The organism is Longimicrobium terrae (assembly GCF_014202995.1).
In the GTDB taxonomy this organism is placed as follows: Bacteria; Gemmatimonadota; Gemmatimonadetes; order Longimicrobiales; family Longimicrobiaceae; genus Longimicrobium; species Longimicrobium terrae.
Window position 1 is genome coordinate 166,541 of sequence record NZ_JACHIA010000006.1, and the last position, 20,956, is coordinate 187,496.

Annotated in this window: 15 protein-coding genes; 2 read left to right on the forward strand and 13 right to left on the reverse strand. The window is 69.0% G+C overall.

Going from position 1 to position 20,956, the window contains the following annotated elements; translation table 11 throughout:
• From HNQ61_RS12430 to pgl, 9 genes are all read right to left on the reverse strand, one after another.
• A complete protein-coding gene (locus tag HNQ61_RS12430) occupies positions 1 to 4,581 on the reverse strand; it encodes an RHS repeat-associated core domain-containing protein (protein WP_170033332.1) in 4,581 nt (1,526 codons plus the stop codon).
• A gap of 279 nt (positions 4,582 to 4,860) precedes the next feature.
• Positions 4,861 to 5,607: a hypothetical protein gene (locus HNQ61_RS12435; protein ID WP_170033334.1), complete on the reverse strand. Its 747-nt coding sequence runs from the start codon at positions 5,605 to 5,607 to the stop codon at positions 4,861 to 4,863.
• A gap of 161 nt (positions 5,608 to 5,768) precedes the next feature.
• On the reverse strand, positions 5,769 to 6,305 hold the full coding sequence (locus tag HNQ61_RS12440) for a hypothetical protein (protein WP_170033336.1): 537 nt from the start codon (positions 6,303 to 6,305) through the stop codon (positions 5,769 to 5,771).
• A 90-nt stretch (positions 6,306 to 6,395) separates the two neighbouring features.
• On the reverse strand, positions 6,396 to 6,662 hold the full coding sequence (locus HNQ61_RS12445) for a hypothetical protein (protein ID WP_170033338.1): 267 nt from the start codon (positions 6,660 to 6,662) through the stop codon (positions 6,396 to 6,398).
• Positions 6,663 to 6,862: 200 nt separating this feature from the next.
• Positions 6,863 to 7,723: an anti-sigma factor gene (locus HNQ61_RS12450; protein WP_170035898.1), complete on the reverse strand. Its 861-nt coding sequence runs from the start codon at positions 7,721 to 7,723 to the stop codon at positions 6,863 to 6,865.
• A complete protein-coding gene (locus HNQ61_RS12455) occupies positions 7,720 to 8,256 on the reverse strand; it encodes an RNA polymerase sigma factor (protein WP_170033339.1) in 537 nt (178 codons plus the stop codon). Before HNQ61_RS12455 ends, HNQ61_RS12450 begins: the two co-directional genes overlap by 4 nt.
• A 226-nt stretch (positions 8,257 to 8,482) precedes the next feature.
• Positions 8,483 to 9,340: a hypothetical protein gene (locus tag HNQ61_RS12460; RefSeq protein WP_170033341.1), complete on the reverse strand. Its 858-nt coding sequence runs from the start codon at positions 9,338 to 9,340 to the stop codon at positions 8,483 to 8,485.
• 49 nt (positions 9,341 to 9,389) lie between these two features.
• Positions 9,390 to 11,600, reverse strand: coding sequence for a 1,4-alpha-glucan branching protein GlgB (glgB, locus tag HNQ61_RS12465; protein WP_170033343.1), 2,211 nt, complete (start codon positions 11,598 to 11,600; stop codon positions 9,390 to 9,392).
• Positions 11,601 to 12,110: 510 nt separating this feature from the next.
• Positions 12,111 to 12,842, reverse strand: a complete 732-nt coding sequence (gene pgl / locus HNQ61_RS12470) for a 6-phosphogluconolactonase (RefSeq protein WP_170033345.1) — start codon at positions 12,840 to 12,842, stop codon at positions 12,111 to 12,113.
• A 113-nt stretch (positions 12,843 to 12,955) separates the two neighbouring features.
• Between pgl and HNQ61_RS12475 the strand changes: the two genes are divergently transcribed.
• A complete protein-coding gene (locus HNQ61_RS12475; protein ID WP_170033347.1) occupies positions 12,956 to 13,429 on the forward strand; it encodes a Clp protease N-terminal domain-containing protein in 474 nt (157 codons plus the stop codon).
• Between the two features lie 282 nt (positions 13,430 to 13,711).
• A complete protein-coding gene (locus tag HNQ61_RS12480; RefSeq protein ID WP_170033349.1) occupies positions 13,712 to 15,292 on the forward strand; it encodes a multicopper oxidase family protein in 1,581 nt (526 codons plus the stop codon).
• 144 nt (positions 15,293 to 15,436) lie between these two features.
• Here the strand turns inward: HNQ61_RS12480 and zwf are convergent, their stop codons facing one another.
• The 4 genes from zwf to tal all read right to left on the reverse strand — a co-directional run bounded on the left by zwf (position 15,437) and on the right by tal (position 20,883).
• Positions 15,437 to 17,068, reverse strand: a complete 1,632-nt coding sequence (gene zwf, locus HNQ61_RS12485) for a glucose-6-phosphate dehydrogenase (protein WP_205761328.1) — start codon at positions 17,066 to 17,068, stop codon at positions 15,437 to 15,439.
• Positions 17,065 to 17,988, reverse strand: coding sequence for a phosphogluconate dehydrogenase (NAD(+)-dependent, decarboxylating) (gene gnd, locus HNQ61_RS12490; protein ID WP_170033351.1), 924 nt, complete (start codon positions 17,986 to 17,988; stop codon positions 17,065 to 17,067). Before gnd ends, zwf begins: the two co-directional genes overlap by 4 nt.
• Positions 17,989 to 18,367: 379 nt before the next feature.
• The gene (locus HNQ61_RS12495) at positions 18,368 to 19,180 is read right to left on the reverse strand and encodes a DUF4097 family beta strand repeat-containing protein (RefSeq protein WP_170033353.1); all 813 of its coding nucleotides are present in this window, start codon (positions 19,178 to 19,180) and stop codon (positions 18,368 to 18,370) included.
• A gap of 533 nt (positions 19,181 to 19,713) precedes the next feature.
• Positions 19,714 to 20,883 (reverse strand): transaldolase, encoded by a 1,170-nt coding sequence (gene tal / locus HNQ61_RS12500; protein WP_170033355.1) that lies wholly within the window; start codon positions 20,881 to 20,883, stop codon positions 19,714 to 19,716.
• Positions 20,884 to 20,956 lie beyond the last annotated feature (73 nt).

Consider the following 20,956-nt stretch of genomic DNA (forward strand, 5'->3'; position numbering starts at 1 on the left):
TCAGCATCCATGGCCTGAACGCGTGCACCCGATGCTTCCGACCGGTACACGTGGGATCACGACTCCGCCTCCTAAAAAGACAGAGCTCTGGAAAATCCCGAACCCACCTCTCGTTCCCAGTTGGACACCTTGAATCACCTGTTCCCCCCCAAAGCTAGCGCCACCGCTGAGCAGGCCACTCGATCCAGACAGCGTCAACGTACCACTCTCGTCGACATTCTTTGTAAGATCGTCCAGCGATCCGCGGTTGATTGCCAGCTGTGGTCCTGCTGCAAAGCCGAGCCCCATGGCTGGTCCAACCGTCGCGAAGATCTTCATATCTCCATTTCTGTTGAACGCTACACCAGCCTGGGCTGAATACCCGAATGGGAAAAATGCACCCGTAGCGCCCACAGTCAGTGCTAGAGTTCCGCCGCCTCGCCCCCCTGCTGCCCCCCGCCCTGCGGACTGAAGAGCTTCCATGTAGTTCGCGATCCACTCTGGAGATTGCTGAGCGTCTGTGGGCTGGCACATTCCGGTATCCGCACGTGACCACCCCGAATAGGAGCATCCGCGCACCGTAGCGGTTATGCCATCCTCGCACTCTGGGCACAATCCGCTGGGATCCGTGCCATTCGTCGGGCTGCTGCCGATGTAGGCGTACGGGTTGATGCCGCCGGCCAGCCCGATGGGGTCCTCGCTCACGAAACGTCCCAGGTCCGGATCGTACCACCGGGCGCGCAGATAGTACAGCCCGATCGCCGCATCCAGCTCCCGCGCGCCGTACTTCAGCGGCTGCGCCACGCCCTCCGTCGCGTAGGTCAGGTTGCCGTACGGATCATAGAGGTACTCGTTCGCCAGCTGCCCCGTGGTGCTGATGAGCCCCGCCACGTGCCCCGGCTGCTCCAGGCTGTAATAGTACGCCGCGCCGTTCTGCCCCGCCGCCCACGACCGCACGCTCAGCGGGTTGTCCACCCCCGGCAGGTATGTGTACTCCAGGACCGGGCTGCCCGACCCGTTCAGTTCCATGAGGATGTCGTCCCCGTCGTACAGCGTGCGGATCACCCCCCCGCCGCCGTCCGTGCGCTGCACCCGCCGCCCCGCCGGGTCGTAGGCGTACGTCGCGCTGCCCCCGCCCGTTCCCGTGCGGGACGCATACGTGAGCTGCCCCAGGCTGTTCCACTGCAGCGTCGTGGTGCGCGTATTCGGCTTGCTGCGCTGCAGCAGGTTGCCATCCGCGTCGTACGTAAGCGTGTACCCGTTCCAGGACGTAAGACGGTTGCCGGTGTCGATCACGGCGCCCCCGTCCAGGCGGTTGCCCAGCCTGTCGTAGTCGTAGCCGCCGGACACGAGCAGTTCCGGCGTTGTGCCGTTCTCCGGAACGGGCCGGCACGCGCCGGTGTCGGGGTTCGGCGCGGTTCCCGCGCAGCTGCCGCCGGGCGCGTACTTGTACTCCTGGAACCCGGTCAGGAAGCCGCGGGTGTTGTACTGGAACGTGCGCTCAATCTGCCCCACGTTGCTGTACTGGTCGCGGTACTCCCGCAGAATGCTCCCGATCCGGCCGTTGGTGTCCAGCGAGTAGCCCCGGGTCAGGCCGATCTGCTGGTCCACCCGCGTCATGATCCCCGCGTGCGTGCTGCCGAACTCGCTCTCCACCACGGCGCCGGTCGGGAGCACGCGGCCCGTTTCCTGGCCGTCGTCGTTGTGCGAGAAGCGGGTGGTGCGCCCGGAAAAGTCGACGATGCTGTCCAGCATCCCCGTCGCGCCGTACGCATAGCGCACGCTGCGCACCCCGCTCCACGGCCCCGTGACGTCGATGCCGGTGCGCTGGCCCTTGAGGTTGAAGAGGGACACCGCCGTGTAGGTGATGCCGCCCAGCGTGGTAAGCGTCCGCGCGGGGCGCCCGGATGCGTCGCGCTCCGTACGGATCGTGCTCACCGGGTTGGAAGACTGCACCCACGCGTCGTTGGCGCCGTACGAATACGTGGTCTGCACCCCGTCCGCCGTACGCGCCCACGGCCGGTTGAGCGAGTCGTACGCAACGGCCACCACCTGCCCCCGCCGGTTGGTGACCGAGGTGGCGTTGCCCACCCGGTCGTACCCGTACGAGGTAGTCTGATTGCGCGGATCCACCTCGCTCACGGTCCATCCCAGGGCGTTGCTGTTGAAGCGGTAGGTCTGGCCCTTGGCATCCCGCAGTTCGTACGCGACCGCGGTCGGATAGCTGTAGGTGGTGGTGTCGGTGCCCGCCCCGCCGGCCGCGCTGATGCTGCGGGTAACCCGGTTGAGGACGTCGTAGTGCGTCTGCACCCACTCCCCCCCGGGGCTGGCCCCGGCGCTGTCGCGGCCGAACCGGTCAAAGTTCCGGTACGCGGTACGCCGGTAGGTTCCGGTCGCCGTGCCGACGGCCGTCGTGGCGCGGTTGCCCGTGACGGGGTCGTACGTGAGGAACGTGCCGTGGCCCTCGGGATCGGTGACGGCTTCCACTCGCCCGCGGGTGGTGTACGCGAAGCTTGTCACCGGCGCCGTGACGGTGCCCGAGCGGGTGGTGAGCAGCTTTCGCTGCGGGTCGGCCGGGTTGTACGTGTTCCACGCCTCCGTCGTCCCCGATCCGGAAACGTGCGTCAGCTGGTGGAACACCGGCTCGTACTCGTAGTTGACCTCGGTGGCGGCCTCGTTGTCCTTGGCCTTCACCAGGTTGCCGTCGGTGTAGGTGTACGTCAGGTAGTGGCCGGACGGCTCATCGGTGCGGGTTACGCGCCCGTGCCGGTCGCGGGTGATGTAGCTCGTTCTCCCCAGCGGCTCCTCGATCTTGAGGGCAGCGCCAAAGGGGTCCACCGCCACGCGCGTGATGTTGCCGCGGGGATCGGTGGTCTGCACCCGCACCTCCTCGGGGCGCACGCGCGCGGCGGGCGTGGTGGCGCTCCCCGTGCCCGGGGCCGCCAGCACCGCGGCCTCCAGCGAACGGACCGCCACCACCGGCCGGGTGCTTCCCGCGTCCGTGGTCGTCACCCGCGGCGCCGTTACCGAGGCCACGCGTCCAAAGGCGTCGTACGTGAACCGCCACGCCACGTCCAGGTCGCCGTTGGCCCGCTGCGTCCGGCCGGCCCAGTAGCTGTCGATGATCCAGCCCAGCGCGTCGTAATCCACGAAGTGGATGTCCAGCGCAAGCGAACCGTCCGGCTGCCACCAGCGCCAGATGGTGCCCTGGGTGCTGTTGGTGATGGAGCGGCGCCCCATGGGATCCTGCACCCAGTCCAGAACGCCGGCCGACGTGTAGCCGAGCGTCGTCACCTTGCCCACCGGATCGGTGACGGAGGTGAGCCTGCCGGCCCCGTCGTAGCCGTACCCCGTGCTGTTGGCGAAGCGGTCCGACGCATCCACCATGGCGCCGGCGCGCGAGAATCGCACGACGGAGCCGTCCGGGTACGTGCGCCGGAAGACGTTGCCGGGGCCGTCCAGCCGGACGGTGGTGAAGTCGCCGGAGGGAGTGGCGTACCGGCAGCTTCCGTCCGGGTCGCAGCCCGTCCGGGCAAACCACAGCCCCACACCGCCCTCGGTGATGAACACCCCGTCGCCCTGGTCCGTCAGCCGCTGAAAGCCGTTCAGCATCCACCCGGAGCCGAACATGCTCGTCCGCTCGTTCACGATGGACGCGCGGGTGTTCACCGTCTGCTCCTGCACGCGCCCGTCCGTCCAGTACTTGCGCACGACGGCCGTCACCAGCCAGGCGGAACTGCGGTACGAGCTCGCGTCGTACCGCGCCGACAGCCGCGTGGGGCCCGTTCCCACCGTGTAGAAGGTCTCGGGCGTGACCCAGGCGCCGTTCACCTGCAACCGGATGGATGCGCGGCTCGGCGGGTCACCCGAGTTGTCGAGCATGTCGATCTGCACCAGCCCGCTGGGCCGCACCGTTCCGCTGGAATACGAGAAGCTCAGGGACCGGGGCTGGTCCAGGCTCACGTACGCGGGCGTGGTGAACGACACGTTGGCCGAGCCCTGCGTTTCGTCGCGGAACGACGGGTTGTGGGCCACCGTGAGCTGGGTGGCCCGCGCGCAGTCCCACGCCGTCACCGGGTCTCCGGGAACGCTGTACAGGCCGAACCGGGTGTTGTACTCGGTGCTGTTCATGATCTGGTCGATCACCGCGTCCCACCCGCTGGACTGCCCCACGGCGATCAGGCCCTGCGCCGCGTCGTCCGGGTCGCGCGCCAGCAGGTGGCGGTACAGCTGCGCCAGCACGTCGGCGGCAGCACGTCCGGTGATGAACTTGGCGTGGAAGTCGGCGCTGTGGGCGTGCACCGACACGAGTTCCTTCACCGTCATGCCGTCCCGCACACGGCCCGCCCAGTATTCGGAGCCGGCCGCCCCCGCCACCCGGGGCGTGCCGTATCCGTACTCCATCACCTGCGCATACATGGTCTGCGTCAGATCGCGGTACGAAGGCGCACAGGTCTGGGCGGCGGCGGCGGGTGGGAGCACGACGCCCAGCACGGCGGCGAGCGCCGCGCACCAGCGTGCACGCCCGGCCGGACGGTACGGGAAAGAGGCCGGACCGGCGCGTCGCGCACGGCTGTCCGGCGGAGTACTGCTGCGGAGCATGTGGAATCGGGGAACACGGGGAGGAAAAACGTCGCCGCCAAAGATGCCGGAACGCCATCAACCCCGAAAGTTGTCCCGATCGTGCGCTTTCCGCGACCGGACGGACCAGCCACGACAAACCGCCCACCCGGAAAGGCTTACCGGCTGCTGGCCTCTTTTACACGTCGGCGAAGATCTGCAAGATGGACACGCCTGCCGGCTGCATGACGGAAAACGCCCGCGTGATCACCTCATCCCTGTTTCCACTCCGCGGAGGGCAGAAAGGCGCAGCGAGGTGGCTCATACGCTGAGAAACCCGTCCGCGAACGCGCTGCGCAGCTCTTTGCGGGGCTGGGGGACGAGGGAGCCTTTGAACGGAATCTTCCGGGACACCCCGTCAGCCCCACGCAGCACGAGCACGCCGGAAACGTCGTACGTCTGGTACTTCAACCGCAGGTCGTGATACCTGAACGCCACGTACCGGTTGGGCGGAACGGCCAGGGGATCCTGTCCGGTGGGCCCGAACCCGAACTGGCCGGGCGGGGGAACCGGGATCAACAACTCCGGCTGCGCGGCTGGCAGGGGAACGGCCGCACCCGTGCTCCGTTCGCGCAGGGTGAGCGAAAGAAGCTCCGCTTCCTGCACGCGATCAGCGTCAACGTACCGAACGAGCAGGAAGTACGGGCTCCCAAGCACTTTGTCGCCGTTCTGGAGCTCGCTCCACTCGCCCACCATGGAGACCTCCAGCGCGCCGGCCTCGTACCGGACGAACACGTCGGCGTAATCGCGGTATTCGGCGCGGTACACGCCGCACGCCTGCCAGAAGGCCAGACATCCCAGCATCGCGACAACGAGCTTTTTCCTGGTCAGCGCCCACGGGTTGGGAAAGCCGCCAAAACGCGGTCGACGAGGCTTCGGGGTCGTCATCAGCCGGACGGGATGAGGTGGACGGGCAACTTGCCGTTCACCATCCACCTCCGCCAGCAACCAGCGCCCGGAGCCGCCGGATGGATGAAAACCGCCGCCGCTGCCTCGGAGGAACGTCACCTTCGCGCTCGACCTCAGAGATTCTGATCTGCGATGACCAGCCCCGCCGCTCGCGGGCGATCGTCTCGTCATGCGGAGGCGCCGCATTCAACGCCAGCGTGTCGCGGGTTTCGAGGGAGGGTCGGGCAGCGCGGGGGAGTGATGGATGGTGATCCCGCGGATCAGAAGTCCGAGATGTGCAGCGGGCGTTCTTCAACCTCCAGCCGCGCGATGCGGCCGTCCACATCCGCGATCCGCACGCGGGCGCCCGCGCGAACGGGACCGGCGCTCGCGTGAAAGCCCGGTACATCCCTCGAGTGGGCATATCGGTACCGGTACGTCCGCCCGCCGCTCACCACCGTCCAGCTTTCCTCGCGGTGGCCGCCGCGGTCGCCGGGAACGAAGTTTTCCACGCGCCCCTCCACGCGCTCGTATTCCCCGGACGCCAGCCGGGCCCGCAGCGAGCTCACGTCCCGATACCGGCTCGCGCTCGTCGCCACGAGGAGAATGAGCATGAACAGAAACCCGCCCCCGCACGCCGCGGTCAACTGTCCGCGCGAAAGCCGGCCCGCCGGCCACTCCGCCAGCCATCCGCGGCGCCCGGCCACCAGAAACGCCAGGAAGGCGAACGCGACGACCATCATGCCACCGGTGCCGGCCCAGTCGATCAGGGCCTCGGAGCGCGCGTCGTACACCAGCACGTACCGAACGTAGTCCATCGCTCTACCTGAAGTTCATCGCTTCTCCGCGGAGGATTCGCCGCACCCGCGACCGCCCGACAACAAGGCACCGTCGAGACGGAGACGCGATCAACCCGCCCCCACCTCATCCACGGAAGCGTGCCCCATCCGGTACCCGCGCAGGATAACCAGCATGCCGGCAAGGATCAGCACGCCGGCGACCTCGCCGCCCAGTCGATCGAGCAGGCATGCCGCCGCGGCGGCGATCAGCATTCCGCCGGACACCCAGACGCGCGCGACCCACTCCCGCCGCGGCCTCGCCCGGTGGAGAACCATCCACCCGCTGACCGCCAGAAACGGGACCGCCACCATCAGCACGAGCAAGGCTCCGGTCACGACGCGCGTTCCTCCATCAGACGTTCCGTTTCCCACGAGTGGCGGGACGAGGACAGGAAAATTCCTTCAACATCTCCACGCCGACGTCATGCGGCCCGCGGTGAACGCATTACGCTACCATCCGCCGGAGCGAAACGCACGACGCTCCCCGGTCCGCGGTGGACGGGGAGCGTGCGTACGGAAACGTGGGCCGCCGGGTGTCAGCCGCCGGCCGTGGCACCCACCAGGACGATGTCGCCGGAGGGCTCCGGAAGCCCGCCCGCCGGTTCTTCCGTCACCGCGATGGCCTGCAGCGCGGCGGGGTCCAGCTTGTACTCCGCCTGCACCATCGCGTCGCCGCGCGGACCGGGGCGAAAGGTGCCCGCGCTGATCTTGTGATCCGCCGTAACCAGCCACAGCTGGTACTCGCGCCCGGGGCGCACGGCGGGAAGGTTGTGGGCAAAGAAGGTCCACCGCCCCGTGGGCGGATCCCAGAACATGCGCCCGTTCGGCGCCGTCCGCCCGCCAGCCAGCGTCACTACGCGCACGTCCGGGCCGGAGAGCGAGGCCATCGTCCGCTCGTTCTCCGCCACGCGCCCCTGCAGCCGCCCGCGCTCGGACCGCAGCGCCGCCGTGGCCGACTCCAGCTCCGCCACGCGCGCGCGCAGCCGTCCCGCGTACGTGCCGATGCCCAGCAGAAGCAGCAGCGACGCCGCGGCGGCCAGCCATCCGCCCCACCCGCCGCGGCGCGCGCGGGTGATGGGAATGACGCTCTCCGGCTCCGTCGCCATCGCGTTCACCAGAAGCGCGGGGAACGCGGCCGCGACGGGCGCGCGGTCCGCCGCGGCGCGCGCCACCAGCCGCGCCCGCATCCGCGCGGAGGCGTCGGTGCCGAGTTCGGCCACGGGCGCGGAATACGCCAGCAGCGACGCGGTATCGTTCAAGACCCGCAGTTCATCCACGCACTCCGCGCAGCCCTCCAGGTGGGCCGTGAGCGCGGCGCGTTCCGCCGGGTCCAGGACGCCGGCGGCCTCGGCCGCGAGCAGGTCCCGGATCTCGTCATGCGTCATCGGCGCGGTCATGGCGCTTCCTCCCGAAGTACTGCCAGCGTGTCGCGCAGCTTCTGCATCGCGAGCCGCATCCGCGTCTTTACCGTCCCCAGGGGCTGCCCGGTGGCCGTGGCGATCTCCGACTGGCTGAGCCCGCCGAAGTACGCCATCTGCATCGTGTCCCGCTGCTCCCGGGGCAGCAGCGCCAGCGCGTCCTGCACGCGCACCCGCACGTCCGCCGCTTCGGTGTCGTCCGCCGGGCCCGGCTGGGCGGACGCCAGCGTGGGCGCGCCTTCCGGCTCATCCAGCGACACCTCGTCCCTGGCACGCCGCCGCGCCCGCACGCGATCCAGCGCCCGGCTGCGGGCAATGGACGTGAGCCAGCTTCCCACCCCGCCTCGGGAGGGATTGAATGACGCGGCCTGGCGCCAGGCCTGCCAGAGCGCGTCTTCCAGCACTTCTTCGGCGTCGCGGGCGTCCCGGACAATGCTCAGGACAAGGGAGTACAGCAGGGGGTGCCAGCGGTCGTACAGTTCGCCCAGCGCCGACTCGTCGCCGGCGGCCATTGCGCGAACCCGGTCCGCGTCGCGTGCGTCCGCCGGAGGGCGGGGCGGTCGCGTCGTTCCATCTGATGAAGGATACGCGACCACGGTCCGTTGTGGATTCATCCCCCCAACCTGCGTTCTCCCGCCGCCCGCGCGCAAGCGGTGGCGCGTAACGCAAAACCGGGAGCCGCCCCGAAAGGACGGCTCCCGGTGGGCGGAAGCGGATGCGGATGCGGAAAGCGCCGCCTCAGAGTTCGCGCAACGCGTGCAGCACGCGTTCCGCCTGCGGCTGGGGAATCCCCGCCGTCTGCGCGATGTCCTGGGGCGAAGCGTGCCGCGCGCTCCACAGCGTCTGGAAGCGGTTGGCCAGCGCCTCCACGCCGGCGTGTTCCACGCCCTGAATGGCCTCCAGCGACATGGCCAGCCGCTCGCGCTCCAGCCGCGCGCCGACCTGCTCCGGGTCGCTGCAGTCGTGGCCCTTGGCGGCCAGTTCGGTCAGAAAGCCGACCCAGTCGTCGTGGTTCCACCCGCTGGGCCGCGCACCGGCAAAAGCGCGCAGGTCTTCCGCCAGCTGGTCCCTGGCGCGCTCGTCCTTTCGGCGCGTCGCCGTTTCCTCGAACGTTTCGCGCTTTCCGCCGCGCCCCTTGGCGGGCGACGACGCGGACTTCTTCGCCGCGGATCCGTCGGCGTCTGCCGTCGCCGCAGCGGGTCCGCCGCTCTTCACCGCGGACGAACGGCCGCCCTTGGCCGCAGCCGATCCGCCAGCCTTGGCCAATGTCTTCCTGGCGGGGGCGGACGCGGTTTCCGCCACGCCCGTTCCCGGCGCGGCGCGGCGGCCCTTGCCGCCGGCGGTGGTGGGCTCCGACGCGGCGGCGCCGGTCTCGCCGACGGCCGGCGTATCCGCGGCGGCGACGCCCGCGCCCGGCGCCTTGCGGGCGGGCGCCTTGCGCGCGGACGGTGATTTTCCGCCCGCCGTCGTGGGCTCGGCGGCGGCCTGCCCCGTTTCCGCCGCGGGCGCGGGCGGAGCCTTGCCGCGGCGCGCGGGCTTTTCCGCGGTGGCGTCCTTGGGATCGGGGGACGAACTGGTTCCGGTCTTCCTGGCCATGTCTCTCGGTCTCGATATGCGGGATGGGGCGGATCGCCGTGCGATCCGCTCAGTCTTCGCGCTGCAGAATCAGAATGCCCAGAGGCGGCAGCGTAAGCGGCAGCGCCTGCTCACGCCCGTGCACCGCCAGCGGCACCGTCTCGGTGACGCCGCCGTTGCCCACGTTGCTGCCGCCGTACGGCTCCGCGTCGCTGTTCAGCACCTCGCGCCAGCGCCCGGCGGACGGCGCGCCCACGTGGTACGCGTAGCGGGGCACCGGGGTGAAATTGCACACGAAGAGCAGCTCATGTCCACTCTCCCCGCCGCGGCGGACGAAGCTGAGCACGCTCTGCTCCACGTCGCGGAAGTCCACCCACTCGAATCCCTCGTGGCTGAAGTCCGTTTCCCAGAACGCCGGTTCGCGCTTGTACAGGGCGTTCAGGTCGCGCATCCAGCGCTGCACGCCGGCGTTCAGCGGGTCCGCCAGCAGGTGCCAGTCCAGCGAGCGGTTCTCGTTCCACTCGCCCCACTGGCCGATCTCGCCGCCCATGAACAGCAGCTTCTTGCCGGGGTGTCCCCACATCATCCCCAGCATCAGGCGCAGGTTGGCGGCCTTCTGCCACGCGTCGCCGGGCATCTTGCCCATCAGCGAGCCCTTGAGGTGCACCACCTCGTCGTGGCTCAGCGGCAGCACGTACTTTTCGCTGAAGGCGTACATCAGCGAAAAGGTGAGCAGGTTGAAGTGGTACTTCCGGTGGATGGCCTGCTCCGACATGAAGCTGAGGTTGTCGTGCATCCACCCCATGTTCCACTTCAGATGAAAGCCCAGCCCGCCCAGGTGCGCCAGCTGCGTCACGCCGGGCCACGCCGTGCTTTCCTCCGCGATCATCAGCGCGCCGGGGTGCCGGTCGCGGACCGTCGTATTCAGCTGCTGGAGGAAGGCGACGGCCTCCAGGTTTTCGCGCCCGCCGTACTGGTTGGGCACCCACTGTCCGGGGCCGCGGGAGTAGTCGAGGTAGAGCATGGATGCCACGGCGTCCACGCGCAGGCCGTCGGCGTGGTACTCGTCCAGCCAGAAGAGCGCGTTGCTGATGAGGAAGTTGCGAACCTCGTTGCGCCCGAAGTTGAAGATCAGCGTTCCCCACTCCGGGTGCTCGCCCTGGCGCGGATCGGCGTGCTCGTACAGTGCCGAGCCGTCGAAGCGGCGCAGCGCAAAGGCGTCCTTGGGAAAGTGCGCCGGCACCCAGTCCAGAATCACGCCGATGCCGCGCTGGTGCAGCGCATCCACCAGGTAGCGGAAGTCGTCCGGCCCGCCGAAGCGGCTGGTGGGCGCGAAGTATCCCGTGACCTGGTATCCCCACGACGGATCGTACGGGTGCTCCATCACGGGAAGGAATTCCACGTGCGTGAAGCCCATGTCGGCCACGTAGTCCACCAGGTCCACGGCCATTTCGCGCCAGGTGAGCGGCCGGTCGTCCTCGCCGGGAACGCGCTTCCACGAGCCGGGATGCACTTCGTAGATGGACATGGGGCGGTTGCACCAGTCGCCTTCCTGGCGGCTGCGCATCCACTCCGCGTCGTTCCACTCGTACTTTGTCAGGTCCGCCACCTTGGACGCGGTGGCGGGACGCACTTCCGCCGTGAAGGCGAGCGGGTCGCTCTTGAGAAAGGCGCTGCCCTGGTGCGGCAGGATCTCGTAGCGGTACAGCGATTCGTCCTGCACGCCGGGGATGAAGATCTCCCACACGCCCTGGGCCGGGTGAAGGCGCATGGGGTGGCGGCGCCCGTCCCACAGGTTGAATTCGCCCACCACGCTTACGCGGCGCGCGCCCGGGGCCCACACCCCGAAGTGCACGCCCTGCACGCCGTCGATGGTCATGGGATGCGCGCCCAGCACGTCCCACAGGCGCAGGTGCGTGCCCTCGGCCATCAGGTACAGGTCGAATTCGCCGATCTGCGGGCCGAAGGCGAACGCGTCGCCCATCAGCGCGGGCTCCCCGGCCTCCGGCCACGTGACCTGAAGCTGGTATGGGAACGCCGACGTGCCGCGGGGAAGGATGGCCTCAAAGAAGCCGGCCTCGTGGCCGCACTCCATCACGGCGACCTCCGCGCCCTCCTCGTCGGTGACGGAAACGGCGGTGGCGCCGGGCTGAAAAGTGCGCACCACCAGGCGCAGTTCGCCGCCCAGGGACACGGTGTGCATGCCGAGAACGCGGAACGGGTCCGGGTGCTCGGCCGTCAGGATCTGCTGGACGTCATGGAACAGAGTCGCGGAAGCCATCGCCTTCCCTGTGATATGCGGCGGAGAGTTCGCGCGCGCCTGCGGGAAGTATCGTGCCGCCGGGGGAGAAGAAGTGCGTGAGTGCGGGGTGCGTGAGTGCGTGAGTGCGAAAGCGGGGGACTGGAGCGGTGCGGAGGGCGAAGTCCAGAGCGGCCGCCACCCGGGCCGGCACCACCGGCCCACCCTCCCCCCAAAAAGACTGGGGGAGGGTTGTTGGGGCGAATGGTTCGGCACGAATCGGAAGGTGCCGGGCGCGCGCGAGGCGGGTTGAGCGAATCAAGATCAATCCGCCGCTCAGAAAGCGGGAACCCCGGCACCACGCGATTCGCGCGCGGTTCGGGGCTTGGCGTCGGGCGCGAACCGGGACATGATCTCGCGCCGAACGGCTCCCCCTCTCCCGCTTGCGGGAGAGGGGGCTGGGGGGTGAGGGGTGCCTCAGCATGCGCCAAATCCGTTCGAACCTCGCAGCTTCTCCTTCTACGCGCTGTCCTGCCTGCGCGCTCCCCCGCGTTACCGCCCTCCCACCTCCAGCCCCGCGCCCGCCGGCTCGTCCAGCGTCCAGATCATCTCCCCATCGGTGGGGCGGATGAGCTGCATGGGGATGCGGAACGGATCCAGCGGCCCCCGGATCGCGGTGCGCACGATGTCCGCCTTCCCCGCACCGATCGCCAGCACGTCGATCACCCGCGCCGCGTTGATGACGGGAACCGTGAGCGAGATCCGCCACTCACCCAGTTCGCGGAACAGCGCGGTGCCCACGGTCCGGTCGCGGTCGCGCAGCAGTTCATCGAACGGAAACAGCGATGCCGTGTGGCCGTCCGGGCCAATGCCCAGGTGCATCAGATCGAACCGCGGTGTGCCGGGGCCGAACACGGATTCCAGCTCCGCCGCGTACCGGAGCGCGCCCTCTTCCGGCGGCAGCTCGCCGCGCATGCGGTGCACGTTCGCGGGCGGGATGGGAACGGAGCGGAGGAACGCGCGGTCCGCCATTGCATAGTTGCTGCGCGGATGGCCGGGGGGCACGCAGCGGTCGTCGCCCCAGAACACGTGCACGCCTTCCCACGGGATGGCGGAGCGGAACGGCTCTTCGCCCAGCATGCGGTACATGCGTTCCGGCGCCGTGCCGCCGGAGAGCGCGACGGTGAAGCGGCCGGAGGCACCCACGGCGGCGCGCGCCAGGTCGCGGAAGCGCTCGGCGCCCGCGCGGGACGCGGCTTCGGCATCAGGATGGATATCGATCATCGTACGTTCCGCGGCTTGCGTGTGGTTGGACAGGAATGCGGCGTGCGCATACGTTTTCATCACGCGCGCGGAGTGCATCCGGGCGCGGCCCCTCTGCGATCGGGAAGACTGACGTGCTCTTCAAGCGCCCCAAGATTCCGCCGCCGCGCCCGCCGGACCTTCCGTTTGACGAGGAGGCCCGCGACGCCCTGGGCCGCGCGACGGATCAGGCCAGGTCCGCCAACGCAACCGCCGTGCACGCCGAGCACCTGCTGCTGGCGCTGCTGGCCGATCCGGACGGATTGGTGGCGCGCGCCTTTACGCGGCTGGGCCATCCTGTGGACGACATGCGCCGGCGCGTGGAGCACGCCGCGCCGCCCCGTCCGTGGGGGCTGCGCGCGCCCGTGCTCCCGTTCGCCGATGACGTGAAAGGCGCCATCGAGTTCGCGATGATCGAGGCCCGGGCGGCGGCGCGCACGCAGGTAGGCCCCGCGGAACTGGTGCTGGGCGTGGTGCAGTCGCCGCGCGGCGCGCCGGCGCGCGTAATCGCGATCATGGACATGAGCCCCGGCGCCATCCGCGCCGCCCTCAAGGCGGAATCGGAGTAGCCGCCCCGCTGTTTCTCCACGACACGACGCCCTCTCCCGCCGCGGCCTGGCGGGAGAGGGCGTTTTTCGTCGCCGCGAGACGATCCCCGCCGATCGATGCCGCCGGCCACCCACCATTCCGGCCAGGGCTGCCGGGTGCATCGACCTGCATACCCGCAGAAAGATCTGCATGGCGGCAGGCCGCCAGCAAACGTACATTCAGATCGATCATTCCGCGCCGGATTTCACCTCAGCCCGACCGTTCCTTTCTTGTTCCCACCTTCAAGCCCGCCGGAGACAACAATGCGTTCCTTGCTCAGAACCCGCCTGCGCACCGCGGCGGGCGCGGCGTTCCTCGTCGCGGCGGCGTGCGCGCCGCCGGTTTCACCGGGCGTACCGGCTCCGTCCCCCGGCCCGGCACGCCCCGTCGCCAGCCGCGCGCTGACGGACCTCATCGCCCGGAGGGGCGTGCTCCCGCCGGGGCCACCCCTTCCCTATCCCGACAGCATCGTCAGCTCCAACGGCGTGCTGAACGCGCGGCTGGTGGCGGCGCCGGGCCCGTATTCGCTGGGCGGCGCCAGCTTCTACGACAACCTGTACAACGGCGCGTACGTGCCCCCCACGCTGGTGGTGAGCCCCGGCGACCAGATCGCGCTCACGCTGGTGAACCAGGTGAACACCGGGCAGCCTTCCAACCTGCACTACCACGGGCTCAACGTCACGCCCCTGGCCCCGGGTGACGACGTGCTGCTGCACATCGCCAACGGCGACTCGTTCTCGTACTCGTTTCCCGTCCCCGCGTGGCACCGCTCCGGGCTGTACTGGTACCACCCCCATCCCCACGGGTACAGCGAGCCGCAGGTGCTGGGCGGCATGTCGGGCGCGCTGGTGATGCGCGGCCTGCTGGAAACGTATTTTCCCCAGTGGACGGGCGTGCGGGAACGGGTGATGGTGCTGAAGGACCACGTCCCCGCGAATCCCGCGGACTCGGCGGGCGGCAAGATCAAGAGCATCAACGGGCAGACATACTCCTCCATCCCCATTGCTCCCGGCGAATTCCAGCTGTGGCGCTTCGCCAACGCGGGGGCGGACGCGTACTACAACATCAGGCTGGTGGACGGCGACGGCCACCTGGTCCCCATGCTGGTGCTGGCCCGCGACGGAAACCCCGTCGTGGTGAACAACCTGTACGCCGACTCGCTCTTTCTTCCCCCGTCGTCGCGGGCGGAGGTCATTGTCGAGGGGGGCGGCACGCCCTACTACATCCTCAGCGATACGGTGGACACCGGGCCGGCCGGCGATCCCAACCCGACCGTCGTGCTGGCCACGGCGGGGACGGGCGGGCAGGGCTGGATGCCCGCCCCGACGATGCCCATCTCCCCCGCGCAGCAGGCGCTGGCCGACACCATGATGTCCGTCCTGAACGGCGTGAACAACCAGCGCACCTTCGTGTTCTCGGAAAACGCGGCCGGCGACTCGTTCTACATCAACAACGCGATGTACAACCCGGACTCGGTGGCCACCTACGTCCCCGTCCCGTCGGTGGAAGAGTGGACGCTGGTGAACACGTCGGGTGAAGTGCACGTCTTTCACATTCACCAGACGGACTTCATCGTCACCGAGATCAACGGCGTAAAGCAGCCGCTGACCGGGTTCGTGGATACGGTGAACATGCCGTACGCCGTCAACGGCGTGCCCAGCACCGTAAAGGTGGTGATCAACTTCCGCGAGTCCATCTCCATCGGCGAGTTCGTGTATCACTGCCACATCCTGGAGCACGAGGACGGGGGCATGATGCAGAACATCCTCCTCTACGCGGCGGGAACCACTCCCGTCCGGCAGGCGCGCCCGCCCGGCGGAATGCACGGCGGCGCCCACCACTGATCGTTCGATGGATGAAAAAAAGCCCGCCCGGATCACTCCGGGCGGGCTTCTGGTCATCCATCCCTTCTCACCGGAGCACCGCGCCGCCGTCGCACTCACGCACTCACGCACTCACGCACTCACGCACCCCGCACTCCCCGCCGTTCACCCCGTGGGCTCGTGCCAGCTCCGGCCCTCGCGCGCCAGCAGTTCCGTGGCGCACTCCGGGCCCCACGAGTTGGCGGGGTACGGATCCGGCTCGCCGCCCGCCTCCCACGCCTGCAGAATCGGCGTGATGAGCGTCCACGCCGCCTCCACCTCGTCGCGGCGGGCGAACAGCGTGGCATCGCCCAGCATGGCATCCAGCAGCAGCCGCTGATACGCCTCGGGCGATTCCGCGCCCTCGAACGCGCTGGTGTACTTGAAGTCCATGCTCACCGGCCGCAGCGGACCGCGAATCCCCGGGACCTTGGCCTCGAAGAAGAGGGAAATCCCCTCGTCCGGCTGAATGTGCAGCACGAGCGCGTTGGGCGCCGGCGTGTCGTCCTGCACCTGGTCGCGCACCGGGTGCGGCGCGGGACGAAAGCGGATGACCACCTCGCTCTGCTTGGCCGGAAGCCGCTTTCCCGTCCGCAGATAGAAGGGAACGCCCGCCCAGCGCCAGTTGTCCACCAGCAGCCGCAGCGCCGCGAACGTTTCCGTCCGCGAGCCCTCCGGAACGTCCTTCTCGTCCCGGTACGCCGGCATGGAGGCGCCCTTCTCCCCATCCTTTTCCGACGCGGACGACTCCTCCGACGCCGCGTACTGCCCGCGCACCGCGTACCGGTCGATGTCCTCGCCCTGGAGCAGGGGAATCGCCTGCAGCACCTTCACCTTTTCGTTGCGGATGCTGTCCGCGTCGTACGAGGCGGGCGGCTCCATGGCGACGAGCGTCAGGATCTGCAGCAGGTGGCTCTGGATCATGTCGCGCAGGGCGCCGCTGCGGTCGTAGTACCCGGCGCGCGACTCCACCCCCACCGTTTCCGACACGGTGATCTGCACGTGATCCACGTAGTTGCGCTGCCAGAGCGGTTCCCAGATGGTGTTGGCGAACCGGAACACCAGCAGGTTCTGCAGCGTTTCCTTGCCCAGATAGTGGTCGATGCGAAAGATCTGGGGCTCGGCGAACACCTTGAGCAGCGACGCGTTGAGCGCCTTGGCGCTGTCCAGGTCGCGCCCGAACGGCTTTTCGACGATGATGCGCGTGTAGCAGCGGTCTTCGGGATGACAGACCAGCCCCGCGCGCCCCAGCCCTTCCGCCGTCTGCGCCACGACGGACGGCGGCAGCGCCAGGTAGAACAGGCGGTTGCCGCGCGTGCCGCACTCCTTGTCCACCTCGCCCAGCACCTTCGCCAGCTGCACGAAGGTGGAGGGATCGTCGGTCGAGCCGCCCACGAAGCGCAGGCGGTGGGAGAACGCCTCCCACTCCGCCGCGTCGGGCTCCTTGGCGAATTCGGCCAGGGCGCCGCGCATCCGCTCGCGGAAGTCGGCGTCGTCGGTGGCCTCGCGCGCGTTGCCGACGATGGCGAAGTCGTCCGGCAGCATCCCTTCCTGCTTGAGCCGCCAGAGCGCCGGCATCAGCTTGCGGCGCATCAGGTCGCCGGTGGCGCCAAAGACCACCAGCGCCAGCGGCTCGGGGATGCGCGCCCGGCCCAGCGGCGACACCATGGGCGTGCGCAGCGGCGTTTCGCCCTGCGGCCCGGCGGTGGGAACGTCGCCCAGCACCTCCGGCGGGGCGGCCAGTTCAGTCTCGCTCATGCCTTGGGCGGCTCCGGCGCGCCGGTCTTGATGGCGTGCCCGCCAAACTGGTTGCGCAGCGCGGCAATCACCTGCGCGCCGTACGACTCGTCCTGCCGCGAGCGGAAGCGGGCCTGCAGCGCCAGGGTGATGACGGGCGCGGGGACGTCCAGTTCCATCGCCGTTTCCACCGTCCAGCGCCCCTCGCCGGAGTCCGCCACCCATCCGCGGATGTTTTCCAGCTTCTGTCCCTCCGTGGCGTACGCCCGCTCCAGCAGTTCCAGCAGCCAGGAGCGCACGACGCTGCCGTGGTTCCACAGCCCGGCGATCTTCTGAAGATCCAGATCCATCCCGCTCTTTTCCAGGATCTCGAACCCTTCGGCGTAGGCCTGCAGCAGGCCGTACTCGATGCCGTTGTGCACCATCTTGGTGAAGTGGCCGGCGCCGCTGGGCCCCACGTGCAGGTAGCCGTCCTGCGGGGCCAGGGTGCGGAAGGCAGGCTCGGCGACACCCACGGACTGCGGCGTGCCGCCCACCATGAGGCAGTAGCCGTTTTCCAGCCCCCACACGCCACCGCTCGTTCCCGCGTCCACGAAGCCGATACCGCGCGCGTCCAGTTCCGCGGCGCGGCGCTGGCTGTCCTTGTAGTTGCTGTTGCCGCCGTCGATGAGGACGTCGCCGGGCGCGCCGCGGTCGGCCAGGTCGCTCAGCACCTGCTCCGTCGGGTGACCGGCGGGAACCATGACCCACACGGCGCGGGGCGCCGGCAGCTTCTGCATCAGTTCATCCAGCGACGCCGCGGGTTCGGCGCCGGCCAGCTGGGCCACCTGCGCCGTGACCGCCGGGTCGCGGTCGAACACCACGACTTCATGGCCGCCGCGGGTAAGCCGCTGCGCCATGTTTCCGCCCATCTTTCCCAGCCCTACCATGCCGATCCGCATCCGGTCCTCCCGCGCGTGTTCATGTCTGAGATCCAGAGAACGCGGCTCTGCAAAACCCGGCCCCGTGTGGTTGCGAACGCCGACAGGAACTGCCGTTTCACACGGAGGTCACGGAGGGAACACGGAGGGCACGGAGGAACAGCAACAGAAGATGATCACGCAGAGCAGCAGAGAAGCCGAGAAGGAACACCATCGTCTTTTTTCTTGTTGTTCTCTGCTCCTCTGCTGCTCTGCGTGAGGCTGTCTGTTGATTTTTCCTCCGTGACCTCCGTGCATCCTCCGTGACCTCCGTGTGAAACGGCTGTTCTCAGCGCTGGCGGGTAAAGAAAAGCGAGGCGCCCCGCACGGAGCGCCTCGCCGGATGTCGCCGATCAGTGGATCAGATTTCGGTGATGGTCACCGGGCCGTTGGTGGTGACGGTGCGGATCAGCGGGCCGCCGCCGTTCAGGTCCATGTCCACCGGGCGCGGCGGGCTCCACGGACGACGCTCGTCGCGCTGGCGCGGGCCCATGGACGCGGGAACGCGGATGGGTCCGTGCGTGGTGCTGGCCCGCACGTGAGCGCCGTAGCCGCGCGGAATGCGCACGTTTACCGGGCCGTTGGTGGTTTCCACGTCCAGCCCGCCACCGCTCCACCGCTGTCCGGAAAGGGTCACGTTCACCGGCCCGTTGCTGGTGCGGCCATTCACGTCTCCCGACACGTTCGTCAGTCCGATGGGCCCGTTGGTGGTGCGTAGCCGCATGGTGCCGGCCACACCCTCCACGCTGATCGGTCCGTTCATCGTCTGCACCGTCAGGCCGGTGCGGGCCGGAACCAGGATCTCGTAGCTCACGCCCCAGTTCAGGTTTCCGCGCTGCGCCGGCCCCGTGGTGGTGATGCGCGAGCCCGCCGCGTTCACCCGGATGCCCCGCGCCATCTCCCGCGCGGCCTGGTCCGTCGGCGCCACCGTACGCACCTCCGCGCGGACGCGGATCTCGCGCCCCTCGTACGCGCGCACCGTCACCCCGCCGTTGGTTCCCGCGTCCACGCTAAGCGCGCCGGTGGCGGCAAGGGTGCTTTCGCGGATTTCGCAGAAGGTGGCGCGGTCGCCGCCGCGTCCCCACGAGCGGCACCCGTCGGGCGGCTGGGTGTGGGCGGGCGCGGCAAACGCCAGAACGGCGGCAAGCGGAAGAAGGCGGGCGGCGCTGCGCATGAGTCGGCTCCGGGAGCGAGTCTGGGTGGGGCACGGCGTCCGCCGCGCTCAACACGTCCTCTGATGGGCCCCGCGCCGGAAAGGTTTGAAGCACGAAAGCGCAACGGACCGTCCCCGATCCGGGGGCGGTCCGTTCACGACGGCGGATGAGGCCGGTGGAGCCGAGCGGCTGTGGCGCGTAACGGTCTTAAGAAGCAACCATCAAGGGTGCAGCACATTGAAGCCGTCGTAGAAAGCCAGCTTCCGTTCGCGCCATCAGCCGATCACGACGAGCGGCGCATGCCCGTCTGATACGTATCCTGTAGCAACCGGCGGACCATTGTACCCGGCGCGCATCCATCCATCCAACTCCATTCCCACCAAACAGTTATCAAGATTTTTGACGAGGCAGTCACAATGTGTGTTGAGACACGCGGGGTACATTTTGCGACACGGACGTCGCAGAATGCTGCCGCAAGTGGACGCCGGATGCGACAGCGCCCCGGTCCCTGAGAACGGGACCGGGGCGCTTCCGTCCAAGGAGACGCGGAGGATCAGGCGCGCTGGGCCACGCGCGCCAGCTTGCCGCCCACGGACTCGATCATCTCGCGGAAGGACTTGGTGAACTTGTCCACGCCCTCGCGCTGAAGCTGGTCCGTCACCGCGTCCAGGTCGATCCCCGCCGCCGCCAGCGCGGCCAGGTCGGCGCGGGCGCCTTCCACTCCCTGGTCCACCGTGCTGCGCGCGATGCCGTGGTCGCCAAAGGCTTCCACCGTCGCCAGCGGCATGGTGTTCACCGTGTCGCGCCCGATCAGCTCCTCGACGTAGATGACGTCGCGGTAGTCCGGGTTCTTGGTGCTGGTGCTGGCCCACAGCGGCCGCTGCACCTGCGCGCCCGCCGCGGCAAGCCGCTCCCACCGCTCGCCGCTGAACACGTCCAGGAAGCGCGCGTACGCCAGCTTGGCGTTGGCGATGGCCGCCTTGCCCTGCAGCGCCAGAAGCCCGTCGCGCTTCGCGGAATCGCCCTCCGCCATCTTGGCCAGCTGCCCGTCGATGGCGGAATCCACGCGGGACACGAAGAACGACGCTACCGAAGCCACGCGGTCCAGCGGCTGCCCGGCCGCGTGACGCTGCTCCAGCCCGGCCAGGTACGCCTCCATCACCTTTTCGTGGTTGGCCACGGAGAACAGGAGCGTGACGTTCACGTTGAAGCCGTCCGCGATCAGCTGCTGGATCACGGGCAGGCCGGCGTCCGTCCCCGGCACCTTGATCATCAGGTTCGGCCGGTCGACGGCCTTCCACAGGCGGCGCGCCTCATCCAGCGTGCCGGCCGTGTCGTGCGCCAGCTCGGGCGACACCTCGAGCGAGACGAAGCCGTCCGATCCGTCCGACTTGTCGTACACTTCGCGGAACAGGTCGCAGGCGTTACGGATGTCCTCCACCGCCAGCGCCTCGTACGCGTCGCTCCCCTTTGCCCCATTGCCGGCGAGCACGGCCAGCGCGTCGTCGTAGTCGTCGCTGTCCCCCATCGCCTGCTCAAAGATGGAGGGATTGCTGGTGATGCCGCGCAGGTCGTACTTGCGGATCATCTCCTTGAGCTCGCCGTTGACCAGAATGCCGCGGCGGATGTAGTCCAGCCACACGCTCTGTCCCAGCTTGTGCAGCTCGTGAAGGGGATTGCCCTCGCCCTCCACGGCGTCGGTCGGGTGCTTGGTATCGGCCATCGTCAGTCTCCAGAGAATAAGTGCGTAAGTGCGGTGTGCGTCGGTGCGTGAGTGCGAGGGAGTTCACCCCGCA

Excerpts from the sequence above, each read along its gene's own strand:
- HNQ61_RS12430 (WP_170033332.1), bottom strand. The coding sequence starts at position 4,581 with ATGCTCCGCAGCAGTACTCCGCCGGACAGCCGTGCGCGACGCGCCGGT.
- HNQ61_RS12440 (WP_170033336.1), bottom strand. The coding sequence starts at position 6,305 with ATGGACTACGTTCGGTACGTGCTGGTGTACGACGCGCGCTCCGAGGCC.
- HNQ61_RS12450 (WP_170035898.1), bottom strand. The coding sequence starts at position 7,723 with ATGACCGCGCCGATGACGCATGACGAGATCCGGGACCTGCTCGCGGCC.
- HNQ61_RS12455 (WP_170033339.1), bottom strand. The coding sequence starts at position 8,256 with ATGGCCGCCGGCGACGAGTCGGCGCTGGGCGAACTGTACGACCGCTGG.
- HNQ61_RS12460 (WP_170033341.1), bottom strand. The coding sequence starts at position 9,340 with ATGGCCAGGAAGACCGGAACCAGTTCGTCCCCCGATCCCAAGGACGCC.
- glgB (WP_170033343.1), bottom strand. The coding sequence starts at position 11,600 with ATGGCTTCCGCGACTCTGTTCCATGACGTCCAGCAGATCCTGACGGCC.
- pgl (WP_170033345.1), bottom strand. The coding sequence starts at position 12,842 with ATGATCGATATCCATCCTGATGCCGAAGCCGCGTCCCGCGCGGGCGCC.
- HNQ61_RS12480 (WP_170033349.1), top strand. The coding sequence starts at position 13,712 with ATGCGTTCCTTGCTCAGAACCCGCCTGCGCACCGCGGCGGGCGCGGCG.
- zwf (WP_205761328.1), bottom strand. The coding sequence starts at position 17,068 with ATGAGCGAGACTGAACTGGCCGCCCCGCCGGAGGTGCTGGGCGACGTT.
- gnd (WP_170033351.1), bottom strand. The coding sequence starts at position 17,988 with ATGCGGATCGGCATGGTAGGGCTGGGAAAGATGGGCGGAAACATGGCG.
- HNQ61_RS12495 (WP_170033353.1), bottom strand. The coding sequence starts at position 19,180 with ATGCGCAGCGCCGCCCGCCTTCTTCCGCTTGCCGCCGTTCTGGCGTTT.
- tal (WP_170033355.1), bottom strand. The coding sequence starts at position 20,883 with ATGGCCGATACCAAGCACCCGACCGACGCCGTGGAGGGCGAGGGCAAT.